This is a genomic window from Roseovarius indicus, assembly GCF_008728195.1.
Classification (GTDB): domain Bacteria; phylum Pseudomonadota; class Alphaproteobacteria; order Rhodobacterales; family Rhodobacteraceae; genus Roseovarius; species Roseovarius indicus.
On sequence record NZ_CP031598.1, the window covers coordinates 1,412,737 to 1,427,221 of the forward strand.

Genomic DNA, 14,485 nt, shown 5'->3' on the forward strand with positions numbered 1-14,485 from the left:
GTATTGTTGGAGCCCGGCCTGACGGGGCGGGCGTGTCAGGCCGCGTTGTCTTCGAACATGGAGGCGCCGCGCTTCTCGACGACCTCGTCCAGCCAGCCGAGCCGCATTTCCGGCACCGAGGCCAGGAGCTTTTCGGTGTAGGGATGGTGCGGCGGGCTGTAGACCTCTTCGACCGTGCCTTCATCCACCACTTCGCCCTTGAACATGACGAGAACCCGGTTGGCGGTGCGGCGCACCAGGCCAAGGTCGTGAGTGATGAAGAGGATGCCGAGGCCGACCTCGTTCTGGATGCGCGCAAGAAGGGCGAGCAGTTCCTCGGCGACCAGCGAGTCGAGCGCGCTGGTGACCTCGTCGCAGACAAGGACATCGGGTTTGGCCGCGAGCGCGCGCGCCACGCAGACCCGCTGCTTCTGACCGCCCGACAGGTCGCGGGGCAGGCGGTTCGCGAAATCCTCGGGAAGGTCGACCATGCGCAGGAGCTCGGCCACCTCGGCATCGACATTCGCCGAGGCTCCGCCGTTGAAATGCCGCACGGCGCGCCCGATGATCTTGCCGATCTTGTGCCGCGGATTGAGGGCCATGTCGGGCATCTGGTAGACCAGTTGCATCTTCTTCAACTGATCCTTCGACCGTTTTGAATAGGCCAGCGGGATCGCATCGCCGTTGAGCTTCACGGATCCTTTGTCGATCTGCACGAGGCCGCAGATGGCGCGGGCCAGGCTGCTTTTGCCGCTGCCGGATTCGCCGACCAGCGCCACCGTCTCGCCGCGCTTGATGTCGAAGGTCACGTTTTCCACGACCTTGAGCAACGAGCGGTAGCTGGCGGTGAGATTGTCGACTTCCAGCACCTTCGCGGTTTCACTTTTGACCGGGGGAAGGAAGGGTTTCTCGGTATCGCTGGCGCGGACGGCGAGCAGGTCCTTGGTGTACTGCTCGCGCGGGTGATACATGATCTGCTCGGCGGTGCCCACTTCGACGCATTGGCCGTTGCGCAGCACCATGATCCGGTCGGCCACCTGGGCCACGACGGCAAGGTCGTGGGAAATGTAGAGGGCCGCGGCGTTGTGGTTGTGGATGAGCTTGCGCAGGGTCATCAGCACTTCGATCTGGGTGGTCACGTCGAGCGCCGTTGTCGGTTCGTCGAGCACCAGAACGGAGGGGTTGCAGGTGACTGCCATGGCGGCCATCGCCCGCTGCAGCTGGCCGCCCGACACCTGGTGCGGGTACTTGTCGCCGAAGTGCTTGGGCGAGGGGAGGTTGAGTTCCTCGAAAAGTTCGACCGACCGTTTGTCGGCGCCGGCCCAGTTCTCGAGGTTGTGGCGCACCGCGGTTTCGCCGGCCTGCCGTTTCAGGCGCAGGGCCGGGTTGAAGGAGGCTGCCGCGCTCTGGGCGATGTAGGCCACCGAGCGGCCGCGGATATCGCGGACATGGTCGGGGCCGGCGGTGCGAAGGTCGGTGCCGTCGAAGTCGATCCGGCCGCCGGAGATGCGGCAGCCGGGGCGGCTGTAGCACAGGGCCGACAGGCCGATCGTCGTCTTGCCGGCGCCGGATTCGCCGATCAGGCCGAGAACCTCGCCGCGTTGCAGCTCGAAGCTGACGCCCTTGACCAGCTGCTTGTTCTTGCCGGTGGCCGGGTCACGCTCGAGATCGCTTTCGATCACGAGGTCTTCGACCTTGAGTATCGGATCGTTTACCATTCCTCACCCTTTCTTTGTCCGAAGGACAGCACCCAGTCGACCACCAGGCTGACGCCCACCGCCAGCAGCGCCAGGGCGCCGGCCGGATAGAGGGCCGCGAAGCCGCCGAAGCCGATGACCAGCACGTTTTCCCGCACCAGCGAGCCCCAGTCGGCCAGCGGAGGCTGGACACCGAAGCCGAGAAAGCTGAGCGACGAAATGAACAGCAGGCTGTACGAGACCCGGAGGCCGAATTCGGCCACCAGCGCGGGCAGCGCGTTGGGGGCGACTTCCTGGAAGATGATCCAGCGCAGGGGCTCGCCGCGAAGGCGAGCCACCTCGACGTATTCGAGGGCCGTGATGTCCATCGCCACGGCCCGCGCGATGCGGAACACCCGCGGCGCGCTCAGGATGCCGATCGCGGCAATCAGGGCAAAGATGCCGTTGAAGACCGTCAGCAGGGCAAGCGCGAAAACCAGCGTCGGAATGGCGAGGAAGACATCCATCACCCGCGAGATGATGCCGTCGACGAAGGAGGACGACATGGCCGCGATAAAGCCCAGCGTGCAGCCGATCAGGTAGGAGAGGATCGAGGCTGCGAGCGCCGTGCCGATGGTGACCGGCGTGCCGTAGATGATCCTCGACAGCATATCACGCCCGAGGTTGTCGAAGCCCAGCCAGTGGCCCCATTCCGGCGGCCCCCAGACTGGCCCGAGCGTCTCGGTCGCGTCGTAAGGCGAGATGATCGGCGCAAAGAAGGCCAGGATGGCGTAGATGCCGATGATCGTGAGGCCAATAAATGCCTGTGGCGTCACCGGTTCGCCGAATAGGTGAAGTTTCTTCATTTCGGGTACCGTAGCCTTGGGTTGACGAGGATCGCGAACAGGTCGGCGAGGAAGTTGAGGCCGACGAAGAACGAGGCGAAGATCATGCTGCAGGCCTGGACGACCGGCACGTCACGCCGCGAGACGGCGTCGACCATGTAGCGGCCCATGCCAGGGTAGACGAACACCACCTCGAGCACGACCGTTCCCACGATCAGGATCGCGAAGGAGAGCGCCACGATGTTGGCCAGCGGGCCAAGGCCGTTGGGCAGGGCGTGCTGCATGACGATCCGCCATGTCGGAAGGCCTTTCAGAACGGCCATCTCGATGTAGGGGCGCGACAGGATGTCGGCGATCGTCGCCCGTGTCAGCCGCAGGATGTAGGCGAAGTTGATGACGACGAGCGTCAGGACCGGCAGCGCCATGCGGTGGAGCCGTTCGGCCAGTTCCATGTCGGCGTTGACGTTCGACACCGAGGGGAAGATGCCCAGCTGAACGGAGAACACCGCGATGAACACGTAGGCGATGAAGAAGTCGGGCAGTGACACCGAGATCACGCTGGTGGTGTTCACGACCCTGTTGATCAGGTGCTTGGGCCGGATCGCCGCGAAGACCCCCAACAGGATCCCCGGGATGGCGGCCAGCAGCACCGCGGCGCCGGCAAGCGCGACGGTGTTGCCGAGGCGCAAGGCGATTTCCTGGTTGATGGAGGAGGCGTTGCCGAAAGCGTTGGCCGCCAGCGAGCTGCCAAAGTCGCCCCGCACGAAGTTCCAGAGCCATTCGAAGTAGCGGATGTGGGCGGGCTCGTTCAGGCCGAGGTTATCACGGATGGCGGCCAGCCCCTCGGGGGTGGCGTTGGTTCCGAGGATGATCTGCGCGATATCGCCCGGAAGCACCTCGGTGCCTGCGAAGATGACGATTGAAACGCCGAGCAGCGTGACAATGGAAATCAGTAACCTGCTGATGATCAGTCGTAACATCTGCCGCCTCCGCGGTCCGGTGCAATCTCGGGCGTCATGTCATTCGGTCCTTTGCCTTGTGCGACGGGTGGGCTGTACCGCCGGTGGCCGTTTCGGCCTGTCCCGGCGCCAGGGGCGCCGGCCGGTCGATCAGCTGTCTGCGGGCTCGGGCCGTACGGCGGTCACCTCGATCTGAACCCGGCAGTCGCCGGCGAGGCTGGCCGACACCGTGCCGCGGCTCGGGAAGGGGCCCGGGGCGAAATAGTCGCGGTAGGCGTGGATGAATTCGAATCGGTAGGCTTCGTCCGAGACCCAGCAGCTTGTCTTTGCCACGTCTTTCAGGCTCAGTCCTGCTTCGGCCAGGGTGTCTTCGATTCTCTGCAGGCAGATCCGGGTCTCGTTCTCGATCGTGTCCGCCTCGGGAACGCGCCGCATGGTGGCGCCGTCGATGGCGAGGCCCGCGGCATAGACGAAATGCTCGGTCGCAACCCCGCGGGACACACCCGCGTCGTTGTTCGGGTGGATATGTGTAATCGCGTCTGTCATGGTCCCGTGCTCCTTTTTCATACCAACTAGTTTGTAATCTGCATCCCGCCGTTGCTTCGAGTCAAGCTGGCGGGTGTTTTCCGGGCAAAGTTTCTGTCGCCTGCTGGCTGCTTCCGTGGCCTTTCGTCGCCGGCCATGCCGGCCGGGTTTCAGGCCGTCCCGGCGCGCTCGCCCGGGTGAAGCCAGTCGCCCTTGGTCGAGGTGCCGCTGTAGATGGTGAAGTTCTGGCTTGCGTGCTCCTCGGCGTAGCGGGTCAGCAGCCGCGCCTCGTAGGGCCCAAGCCTGTCATAGGGAATTTCGTCGACCTGGAATGTCTTTAGCCGGTCGGTTTCGGGGGTGTTGCTGGCGGTGCCGCGGTAATAGACGCTGAACCCGTCGGCGTTATCCTCTTCCCACACCGCGAAGACGAACTCGATGCCGAACTCGATGCCCAGTGACATGAGGTGACCGTAAAGCCCATCCTTGGCCTCGGGCGTACCGAGCTTCGGCGCGCTCGGCAGTTTGAGCATCCCGTCGCGGCCCGTCTCTTCTAGGATCACGCCGCCGGGGCCTTCCAGGATCACCCCGAAATTCCCGCCGTGCTTCGGGTAGCCGGCAATCTGTTTTTCCAGCTCGAACAGCACGTAATTGCCGCGGAAATAGGCCAGCGGGCTTTGCGTGCCGTAGCCGTAATCCTCGACCCGGCCCACGAGGATCTCGTGGTCGCCGGCGTCGAAACGGTCATGCATCGCGCATTCGAACCAGGACAGCGAGTCCGGGATCACCGGGCTGCCAAGCGCGCCGGTTTCGCAGGCGATCCCCTCGAAACGGTCGATGCCGCTGGTGGCGAATTGCTGCGACACGTCGCGTTGCGCCTCGGCCAGCACGTTGATGCAGAAATGATCGGCCTTCTGGAACTTCGAGAAGTTCGACGAGGTCTTGCCGATGCAGACCAGGACAAGCGGCGGATCGAGCGACACCGAGCAGAAGGAATTGGCCGTGAAGCCGCACCGTTCGCCATCGATCTCGGTGGTGACCACGGTCACGCCTGTCACAAAGCCACCAAGCGCATTGCGAAGATCTCTTACGGATTTCTCTGGGCCGGTGGACGGCCGGCTTTTGTCTTCGGGCATGGCAGGTTTTCCTCTTTTTCCGAATATGTGAGTGCTGGGGAAAGGGGATGATCGCAACGCGGCAGCCATGACTCCTGCGCGCAGGCCATCGGTCACGCCTTCTATCGGGCGCCGTACCAACGGGGCAGGGGCGGCCACCCGGCCATCATGGCCGGGCGTACATCTTACTCGGCGTTTACAAGGGCTTCCCGGGCTGCGGGCAACACCTCGTTGCCCATCATTTCCAGGGATCGCTGACTGTCTTCACTGGTGATGGCCGCATCTGCGTCGCCTCCGAACAGCCAGTGCCGGATGCCGAATTCCTTCGACATCTCGACGATCTTGTTGGTCACCGTTTCCGGGGAGCCGACGAACAGGTGCCCGCGATCGAAGAGCAGGTCGAAGGCGCTCATGTTCTGGAACTTGGGGTCGTTCTCGTCTTCGCCCTCGTCGAGGAACACGCCAAGGCCGCGCACCTTGGTGTAGACTTCGAGCCGCTTCTCGGCGATGGGCTTATAGATCCGGCGGGCTTCTTCATCCGTGGGTGCCACGAATACCTTGCGGGCAAGCGCGCAGTTGGCGCCGAGCGGCGGCAGAACGCCTGTCACGCCGCGGCGTGCCTCCTGGTAGGCCTCGAGCAGTTTCATCAGCTTGCGGCCGTTGGGGAAGAGCGTGATCCCGCCAAGCCCGGCCTCGGCCGCGTTGACGAAGCCCTCGATGGTTTCCGAGGTTGCCCACATCGGCGGTGTCGGCTCCTGCAGGGGGCGGGGCACGAGCATCATCTTGTTCCAGTTGCCGTCGCTGTCGGTCACCCCGTCGAGCGTGGGCGTTTCCGGGTTCGGATGATACTTGATGCCGGGTTTCGGGAACTGGTGGCGTTCGCCGTCCCAGTCGAATTTCTCCTGCGTCCAGGCCCGTTTGATGATCTCGAGGTTCTCGGCGAAGATCGCCTTGCTGACCTCGGGCTTGGTGCGGTCGGCGTCGGGGTTGATGTTCACGATCTCGAACGGAATGATGCCGCGCGAGAAGCCGACTTCGAGGCGGCCGTTGCTGAAGTGATCGAGCATTGCCAGGTCTTCGGCCAGGCGCAGCGGGTGCCATGTGGTCAGGGTGACCGCGCCCATGCAAAGCCGCAGCGTCTTGGTGCGCGCGGCGAGGTCGGTTGCCAGCATGACCGGGTTGGGGCAGGCATCGGTGCTGTAGACGTCGAAGTGATGCTCGCCGAACCAGGCCCCGTCGAAGCCCAGCCGTTCGAGATCCTGCACCCGGCGCCGCGTCTCGTTCAGAAGCTGCGGCCAGCTTTTGGTGCCGTTGATGTTGGACAGGGTGACGAGCATGTCGAACCGCAGTTCGTCGGGCCCCGGCACCACCAGATTATCGGCCCCGCCTTTACCTTCAAGATCGTCCTTCAAGGCCTCACCTCCTGTTCGTTCGCGCTTCCTTGGGTCTTGGTCCGACGATAAGTGGCCTTCATCAGCGCTGTCAATGAAAAGAAGCAGACCAGTTGGTATAAACCTACTAAACAGTCTGTAAAATTGACCTGGGATTGCTTGAACAAACCAAATGGTATGCTGTATTCTTGGGTGCAGGACGCAAAATCGGAAGGAAACCCGCGCCAATGGCCGATGCATTTTTTAGAAACAGGACGATCGATACGAGATACCGAATCGAAGGGGAGGGGCCCGTGGTGACGTTCATCCACGGAATCGGCTCGAATCTCGACGCCTGGGATTCCGTGCTCGAGCATTTCGGCCCCGGCTACCGGATCCTGCGCTACGATCTGCGCGGTTTCGGCCAGTCGACGCGAATCAAGGGGCGCTACGAGATCGGCGCTTTTGTCGAAGACCTGATGAACCTGCTTCACCACCTGGAGATCGAGCGATGCCATCTTGTGGGGTTCTCGCTCGGCGGCCTAATCGCCCAGGCGGCGGCGCTGATGTATCCCGATACGTTCGACCGCCTTGTGCTGGCTTCGACGCTCGGGGCGATCGATGAGGATGACCAGGCTTTTCTCGATGACCGGTATGCCCAGCTTCTCAAGGGGGATCCGGGCTGGGAGAAGGCCATCGCGAACTACTTCTCTCCGGAATTCCTTGCTGCGAATCCGGGCCATATCGAAAAGCTGAAGGCGGATCGTGCGAAGAACGATCCCGAGATTTTTGCCATGGCTTACAGGATCATCGCCGAAAGCGATTTTGCGCCTTACCTGCACCAGATTCGCTCGAAAACACTGGTCTTTACAGGGGAGCACGATCGCGCAAGTCCGCGCATGGCGCATGCCATGGCGGCGGAGATTCCCGATGCGGAGGCGAAGGTGCTGGAAGGGCTGCGGCACAATCTACTGGTCGAGGACCCTCGGCTGATGGCGGCGACGATTCGCGACTTTCTCGACGGTTGAGCCAGGTCATCTGCTTGGAAATGGAAAAAGCGCAGAGCTGGGGCTCTGCGCTTTCATTTTGGTTGGGGTTGCCTTGCGGGCGTATCGCTCAGGCGCCGGTGTTGACGGCCACGGCGTCGAGCTGAACCCGACAGCCGCTGGGCAGCCCGGTCACGAAGGTGCAGCGCGCGGGGTAGGGGCCCGGTGCGAGCATCTTGTTGTAGGTTCCCCAGAAATCCGCGCGGTACGAATCCTCGGCGAGGAAGGAGTTGCACTTGGCCAGATCGTTCAGCGTGAGGCCGGCCTTTTCCAGTGCGGCCTCGAGCTTTTCCACGCAGATGCGCGTCTCGTCGGCCACCGAAAGGCCCTCGGGCAGCTTGCCCGTTGTGCTGTCCGCCGCGTTGACGACGAAAAAGGCGTAATCCTTCGTGACGGAGCCGAGCGTCCTGTCGCTGTCTTCGTGTTTCAGCCTGATCATGTGTCGCTTCCTTACTAAACTGACTGGTCTGTTTTTTAGCGTAGAGAGTAAAGACTGTTCGGTCAACGGCGGAATTCACGCAAGGGGTGGGGCTGAGAGCGGTGCGTTTTTGTCAGGTTTTATTTATTATAAACAGATGCATGCGGGGTGCATGGATCGCTTGCGCCAACGCTTGCCGGCTCTGGCTTCAAGAAAATTGGTGAGTTTTTTCTTAATCTTGTTGCATTGCGCGCCTATCGACCTCTAAGTTACAAACCAGTTGGTTTTCAAAATTCGGAGCGAGACAAGATGGTGAAGCAGATCTTCCCAAACGCGACGCAGCACCTGATCGGTGGAGAGTGGCAAGACGGCGCCGGCGACAAGGAGATCACGATCGTGGATCCCGCCACCGGCAAGACCCTCGAGACGATGCGCGAAGCGTCGATCGACCAGGTCGATGCCGCCGTCGCCGCCGCGGCCAAGGCCCTGCCGGAATGGTCGTCATGGTCGATCAACCGCCGGGCGGACCTGCTGCTCAAGGTCCGGTCGAAGATCGAGGCGAATATCGACGACCTTGCCATGGTTCTCAGCATCGACAACGGCAAGACGATTCCCGAGGCGAAGGGTGAAATCACCCGGGCCTGCGAGGCAATCGCCAACGCGGCGAGCGCGCCGATGATCTATCACAGCGAGGCCGGCAACATTGCCCCGGGTCTCGACGCCCGCCGGAACCGCTATCCCATCGGGGTGTGCGTGGCGGTGACCCCGTTCAACTTCGCTGTCATGAACCCCTCGATGTTCTCTGCGTGGTCGCTTGTCTGCGGCAACACCCTGGTGATCAAGCCTTCGGAACAGACGCCGATGGCGTCGAACTTCCTTGTCTCGCTGTTCAAGGAGGCGGGCGTGCCCGATGGTGTTCTGAACATCGTGCACGGGTTTGCCGAGGTCGGACAGCGGCTGGTTGCCAGCCCCGAGGTTGCCGGCATCTCGTGCATCACCTCGACCCCTGTTGCCCGGGCGATCTATGAAACCGGTACCGCGCAGGGCAAGCGGGTTCAGGCCAATGGCGGGGGCAAGAACCCCTATGTGGTGCTGTCCGACGCCGATATCGACCGTGCGGCAGACGGCATTTCCGATGCCGCGTTCGGCATGGCCGGGCAGCGCTGTCTTGCCGCCAGCCGTTGCATCGTGATGGAGGACGTGTTCGACGAGTTCGTTGAGAAGATCACCGAACGCGGCAAGGCCTTCGTTCTGGGCGACGGCCGCAATCCGAAGGCCACGATGGGGCCGCTCATCAATGCCAAGAGCCGTGACCGGGTCGCCAAGGCGATCGAGGATGCGGCCGAGGCGGGCGCGACGGTTGTTCTCGATGGCCGCGATCACCCGGTTGAGGGCGATGACACGGCCGAAGGTTTCTTCGTCGGGCCGACCGTGATCACGGGCCTGTCGCACAAGCACCCTGTCGATGCGCAGGAGACCTTTGGTCCCTTCCTGGTGATCCACAAGGTTTCGAGCCTCGAGGAGGCGCTCGAGATCGCGAACGACACCGAGTTCGGCAATGCGGCGGCTGTGTATACGTCGAGCGGCAAGACCGCGCAGGAATTCGAGCTTGGCTGCAACTCGGGCAATATCGGCATCAATACCTTCCCTGCGCCGCCGATGAATTTCACCATGGGCGGCATGGGCACCTCGTTCTTCGGGGATATCCACGTCTGCGGGGATGGTGCGATGCATTTCTATACCGACCACAAGGTCGTCGTGACCCGGTGGTGAATCGGAACGCGCCGGGCCCTTGCGGGGCCCGGCGCAGCCAACCAATATCTACATGAAAGGCATATCGCATGATCGAGTACCGGGCTCCCAACGCGGAATGGACGAAGAATTACGGGCTGTCGACGGCGGCGCTGACTGGCCGCTACATGTTCAACGGCGCCATGGCGCTGGACGTGGACAAGCTGAAGCGCCTCGATGAGGCCGACACCGTCGCCAACGAGGTCATCTTCTGCCTCAACAAGCTGAAAACCACGATCGGCAACGAGGGGTTCGGGCCCGAGAGCATCGTGAAGCTGACCATGTACCTGAGCGACATGGCCTACCAGGACGAGGCCGAGACGGCGCTTGTCGAGTTTTTCGGTGCCGCGGATCAACCGCTCTATATTACCATCGGCGCAGGTCTTGCCGCGGATTGCCGGGTGGAGATCGAAGCCGTGACCGAGGCGCGCACGGCCTGACTGTGCTACGCGCCGGCCGGGTCGCAGCCAGTCTGCCCCGGCCGGCCCCATGATTGACCTGCAAGGAGCCGTCACATGACAGATGCACCGGCATGGATCATCTCCGCCGCAGCCCGCGACGCCGCGCCGGGACTGGCCGACTATTCCACGCGCGTCGTCGGTGACAGTGTCTGGGCTCGCCCCGGGCTGAGCCGGCGTGACAAGAGCCTCGTCACCGCCGTCGTGCTGGTCTGCGTCAACCGGCCGGCCGATTTCGGGGCGTTCGCGCCCGTCGCGCTGGATAGTGGCGTCACGCCGCGAGAGTTGAGCGAGATCGTCACCCATCTCGCCTTCTACTGTGGCTGGCCTTATGCCAACGCGGCGGCCACGGCACTTGCGGCGGCCTATCGCGAGCGCGGGATCGATGCCTCGGAGATCGTTTCGCTTGGCGCGCCGAAGATCGAACCCGACGCCGAGGCCGAAAAGGCCCGGCAGGAGGGGCTTGCCCTGGCCGTCGCGCCGGTGTCGCAATCGCTGGTCGACTACACCGAGGACGTGCTGTTTTCGGATCTCTGGCTTCGGCCGGACCTTGCCCCGAGAGACCGGTGCCTCGTGACGGTTTCGGCGCTGGTCACGTTGGGGCAGCCGGAGCAGCTGGGCTACCATGCGCCGCGGGCGCTTGATCATGGCGTCACCGAAGCGGAGCTGGGCGATGTCCTGACCCATCTTGCCTTCTATGCCGGGTGGCCGAGGGCCATGTCGGCGGCGGGGGTGATCAAGCGGGTGATCGAGGACCGGAAGGGCTGATCGCCGGGGTGGCGGACCATTGGGCGCTTCGGGGACGGTTTAGCGCTCCGGACCGACCTCCATGGTCAGCAGGACCGAGGCGAGGCATTTGCCGTGTGCGTCTTGCGCCAGTGAACGGGTTACGCCGCCGGACAAGGCGTTCCGGATGACGAAATTCAGAGCATACAATTGCGGCAACTCGTACCGGGTGATGTTGTCTGCCGGAAAGGTGGCGAAATGCGCCGCTACGCGTTCCGGTGTTACGTAGTTGCGCAGCATCTGGAAATCCTTCGGGTCGTAGGCGATCAGGGAGATGTTCGAGGTGTCGCCCTTGTCGCCCGTGCGGGCATGCGCAATGTCATGCAGTTTCATTCTGCACCTCCATCATTTCGACGTGCGTGGTGACCTGCGATGCGGGTAGCAGCGTGGAGGCGATTGCCAGGCATACGCGAACGCCCTTGGTCACCCCGCCGCCGCCGGCGGGGCCGGCGAGGTAAAGCCCCTCGACCTCTTCCCCGATCATGCGAGCGGTTTCGGCGTCTGAACAACGGGCCGCATAGCGCATGCGAACTTCGGTGGGCTGGCTGGTGGCGGTGGCGGCGGGCCAGACCGAGTTGACGCCAATCAACTCGCCGCGCTGTTCCATAAGGCTGTCCGTGTAGGGGGTCAGCCGCTCGCGCATGAGCGAAATGGCCATGTTGCCCCGGGCCAGGCAATTAGCGCCGGCATATGAAATCTGGCCCTCGCCGATCCAGCCGTCGAGATATCCGACCGACACCTTGAGGAACCCCGTGGCGGAGGCACCATCTGCCCCAGACATGGCGATGCTGTCAGGGCCGATCTCGTTGAAGCACACGCCAGAAAAATCCGCCACGACGTCTGGCTGAAGGTAGCGGGCCGGATCGTGGATTTCGTAGAGCAATTGCTCGGTGCACGAGGCCACGGAAATGCGCCCGCCGGTGCCGGGCAGTTTCGACAGAACCGCGGTGCCATCCGCCGAGACCTCGGCGAAGGGATAGCCGACCTGAGCGAGGCCGGTGACGTCCTTCTTGCCGGGGTCGGCGAAATAGCCGCCGGTGACCTGTGCGGCACATTCCAGCATGTGGCCGACCAGCGTGCCGCGGCCGAGGCGCGTGACATCATCGGGGGCCCAGCCGAATTCGTGCATCAGGGGGGCCAGAAACAGCGTGGGGTCCGACGCGCGGCCGCAGATTACCACGTCGGCGCCTGCGCTCAGCGCCTCGATCAGGCCTGTCACGCCGATATAGGCGTTGGCCGAAACGAGCCGGTCGCCCAGTTCGGCGGCGGGCGCCCGGGTTTCATCGAGCACGCTGCGGCCGATGATGCCGGTCACGTCATCGCCTGTGACCGCCGCGACCTTGAGGCCGGTGAGCCCCAGGTCGCGGGCGATGGCGATGGTGCGTTCCGCCGCCGCAAGGGGATTGGCGGCGCCCATGTTGCTGACGATGCGTGTGCCGTTTCGCGCGCAGATGGGGAGGATCGCGCGCATCCGGCGTTCCAGGTTGGGGTCGTAGCCGCCCGAGGGATCGGCAATGCGCGCCTGCTGGGACAGGGCAATCGTGCGCTCGCCCAGACATTCGAAGACGAGGAAGTCGAGCTCGCCACGCTCGGCCAGATCCACTGCCGGTTCTATACGGTCTCCCTGAAATCCGGCGCCGGTGCCGATACGGATCGTTTTCATGCAATGACCTTTCTCTGCGGTCTGCCCGCGACATAGGCGCCGCCCAGCAGGATGAGGGCGGCAAAGGGTGTGACCGGATGCGGGTAGAGCGCCAGGCCGATGACAAGGATGTAGATCGTCACGTTGACCGCCTTGTGCGCGAAAAGGCGCATGCCGGTCAGCAGGGCCGGCACCGCGATCACGAGGGCGAGGCCCGACGAGACCGCTTCCATGATATCGACGGGCCCGCCGCCGAGCAGCATGCCGGGATAGAGCAGGAGCAGGAACGGCACGATATAGGTGACCGCGCCGAGGCGGACGGCCTCTCCGGCGGCGGGCAGCCAGTTGGTGCCGGCAATGCCTGCACCGACGAAGACCGCAACGCAGACCGGCGGCGTGATGACGGAGATCGTCGCGAAGTAGAACACGAAGAGGTGTGCGGCCAGCGGCTCTACCCCCACTGCCGTCATCGCCGGGGCCAGGACGGCCGCGACGAGCACATAGGCTGCCGTCGTCGGCAGGCCCATGCCCATGATGAGGCAGACCGCGCCGACGATGAGCGCCACGAGAACGACGCGGTCGCCCGCGACGGACACGATCAGCGAGGACAGGGTGACGCCGATGCCGGTGAGATTGATCATGGACACGAGCACCTGCGCGCCCGCGAGCAGGACGCCGATGATGACCATGCCCTTGCCCGCATCCTCGAGGCCATTGAGCAGCTTGCCCAGCATGTCGCGGAAGGGGAGGCGGCCGATCTCGGTCGCGACGAAGGCGATGAGCAGCCCCACGATGCCGTAGAAGGCCGAGGTTGCGATCGACCGGCCGAGGTAGATACCGATCCCGAGCCCCGAGAGGGCCGCCAGGATCGGCGCCACCCGGCGCGGGGCAAGGATATGCGGCCACGCCGGCATCTCATGCTCGGGCACGATGGCGAGGCCCCGGCGCAGCGCGACGAAATGCACGGTCACGAAGACGGACACATAAAAGAGAATGGCGGGCAGGACGGCGCCGACGATGATGGTCCAGTAAGATACGCCAAGGATCTCGGCCATCACGAAAGCGGCCGCGCCCATGATCGGCGGGGCGATCTGGCCGCCGGTGGAGGCCACTGCCTCGACGGCCGCCGCGAAGGGGCGTGGATAGCCGAGGCGGGTCATCATCGGGATGGTGAAGTTGCCGGTCGTGGCCACGTTGGCCACCGCCGATCCCGAGATCATACCGAAGAGGCCGCTGGCAATGGTGGATATCTTGGCCGCGCCGCCGGGCTGTCGCCCACCCAGCCGCATCGCGAGGTCCATGAAGGCCTGCCCGCCGCCCGTGTGCAGGAGCAATGCGCCGAAGAGGACGAAGGCGGATACCACGGTCGCCGCAACGCCGGTGAGCATGCCCCAGATGCCCAGATCGCTGAGGAAGATCGTTTCGGTGATGAAGGCCGGATCGAAGCCGCGGTGCCGCAGGGGGCCGGGGAGAATGTTTCCGAAGGCCGCATAGGCGATGCCCAGTAGGACGAGGAGCGGAAAGATCGGCCCCACGGTGCGCCGCCCGAGTTCCAGCACGGCGAGTACCACGCCGGCTGTCAGCGCCATGTCCAGCGTCGTGGCCCAGGGCATTTCCGTCATGATGCGGTCGTAGTTCACGACAACGTAGGCGCATGCGCTTGCGGTGGCGGCCATCAGCGTCAGGTCGATGGCCAGACCAACCGGCCGCCATGTCTTGCCCTTTCCGAGAGGATAGAGGGCAAAACCGAGTGCCGTGACCAGCGCGAGGAAAAGCGCGCGCTGGATAAGCCCCTCGAATGGGCCGGTTGCGGCGGTATATAGAACGAAGAGACCAACGGCGAGCGCCAGTCCCTTCTGTATGCGTTCCGCGGTCATG

At 63.8% G+C, this 14,485-nt stretch carries 14 protein-coding genes; 4 read left to right on the forward strand and 10 right to left on the reverse strand.

What is annotated here, in order from left to right; translation table 11 throughout:
* Positions 1-35: 35 nt before the first annotated feature.
* The 6 genes from RIdsm_RS06540 to RIdsm_RS06565 all read right to left on the reverse strand — a co-directional run bounded on the left by RIdsm_RS06540 (position 36) and on the right by RIdsm_RS06565 (position 6,508).
* Positions 36-1,697, reverse strand: coding sequence for an ABC transporter ATP-binding protein (locus RIdsm_RS06540; RefSeq protein ID WP_057814670.1), 1,662 nt, complete (start codon positions 1,695-1,697; stop codon positions 36-38).
* On the reverse strand, positions 1,691-2,521 hold the full coding sequence (locus RIdsm_RS06545; RefSeq protein ID WP_057814672.1) for an ABC transporter permease: 831 nt from the start codon (positions 2,519-2,521) through the stop codon (positions 1,691-1,693). Before RIdsm_RS06545 ends, RIdsm_RS06540 begins: the two co-directional genes overlap by 7 nt.
* On the reverse strand, positions 2,518-3,480 hold the full coding sequence (locus RIdsm_RS06550) for an ABC transporter permease (protein ID WP_057814673.1): 963 nt from the start codon (positions 3,478-3,480) through the stop codon (positions 2,518-2,520). Before RIdsm_RS06550 ends, RIdsm_RS06545 begins: the two co-directional genes overlap by 4 nt.
* Positions 3,481-3,609: 129 nt before the next feature.
* Entirely contained in the window at positions 3,610-4,005 is a 396-nt protein-coding gene (locus tag RIdsm_RS06555) for a RidA family protein (RefSeq protein ID WP_074940182.1), read from the reverse strand.
* Positions 4,006-4,154: 149 nt separating this feature from the next.
* Positions 4,155-5,117, reverse strand: a complete 963-nt coding sequence (locus RIdsm_RS06560; RefSeq protein WP_057814677.1) for a flavin reductase family protein — start codon at positions 5,115-5,117, stop codon at positions 4,155-4,157.
* A 164-nt stretch (positions 5,118-5,281) separates the two neighbouring features.
* On the reverse strand, positions 5,282-6,508 hold the full coding sequence (locus RIdsm_RS06565) for an LLM class flavin-dependent oxidoreductase (protein ID WP_057814679.1): 1,227 nt from the start codon (positions 6,506-6,508) through the stop codon (positions 5,282-5,284).
* Between the two features lie 272 nt (positions 6,509-6,780).
* On the opposite strand from RIdsm_RS06565, the gene RIdsm_RS06570 reads away from it, so the two are divergent.
* Complete coding sequence (locus RIdsm_RS06570) at positions 6,781-7,494, forward strand: alpha/beta fold hydrolase (protein ID WP_160325823.1); 714 nt, start codon at positions 6,781-6,783, stop codon at positions 7,492-7,494.
* 88 nt (positions 7,495-7,582) lie between these two features.
* Here RIdsm_RS06570 and RIdsm_RS06575 read toward each other — a convergent pair whose 3' ends face one another.
* The gene (locus tag RIdsm_RS06575; RefSeq protein WP_057814683.1) at positions 7,583-7,951 is read right to left on the reverse strand and encodes a RidA family protein; all 369 of its coding nucleotides are present in this window, start codon (positions 7,949-7,951) and stop codon (positions 7,583-7,585) included.
* Positions 7,952-8,239: 288 nt separating this feature from the next.
* Between RIdsm_RS06575 and RIdsm_RS06580 the strand changes: the two genes are divergently transcribed.
* The 3 genes from RIdsm_RS06580 (at position 8,240) to RIdsm_RS06590 (ending at position 10,947) form a co-directional block, all read left to right on the forward strand.
* Positions 8,240-9,703, forward strand: coding sequence for an aldehyde dehydrogenase family protein (locus RIdsm_RS06580; protein ID WP_057814685.1), 1,464 nt, complete (start codon positions 8,240-8,242; stop codon positions 9,701-9,703).
* Between the two features lie 68 nt (positions 9,704-9,771).
* The gene (locus RIdsm_RS06585) at positions 9,772-10,161 is read left to right on the forward strand and encodes a RidA family protein (protein WP_057814687.1); all 390 of its coding nucleotides are present in this window, start codon (positions 9,772-9,774) and stop codon (positions 10,159-10,161) included.
* Positions 10,162-10,236: 75 nt separating this feature from the next.
* Positions 10,237-10,947 (forward strand): carboxymuconolactone decarboxylase family protein, encoded by a 711-nt coding sequence (locus RIdsm_RS06590; RefSeq protein WP_057814689.1) that lies wholly within the window; start codon positions 10,237-10,239, stop codon positions 10,945-10,947.
* Between the two features lie 39 nt (positions 10,948-10,986).
* On the opposite strand, the gene RIdsm_RS06595 is transcribed toward RIdsm_RS06590, so the two are convergent.
* From RIdsm_RS06595 to RIdsm_RS06605, 3 genes are read right to left on the reverse strand one after another with little or no spacing between them, the layout of a single operon-like run.
* Positions 10,987-11,298: an AtuA-related protein gene (locus RIdsm_RS06595; protein ID WP_057814690.1), complete on the reverse strand. Its 312-nt coding sequence runs from the start codon at positions 11,296-11,298 to the stop codon at positions 10,987-10,989.
* Entirely contained in the window at positions 11,285-12,628 is a 1,344-nt protein-coding gene (locus RIdsm_RS06600; protein WP_057814692.1) for an acyclic terpene utilization AtuA family protein, read from the reverse strand. Before RIdsm_RS06600 ends, RIdsm_RS06595 begins: the two co-directional genes overlap by 14 nt.
* The gene (locus RIdsm_RS06605; RefSeq protein ID WP_057814694.1) at positions 12,625-14,484 is read right to left on the reverse strand and encodes a TRAP transporter permease; all 1,860 of its coding nucleotides are present in this window, start codon (positions 14,482-14,484) and stop codon (positions 12,625-12,627) included. The genes RIdsm_RS06600 and RIdsm_RS06605 overlap by 4 nt, the downstream gene beginning before the upstream one ends.
* Position 14,485: the final 1 nt, after the last annotated feature.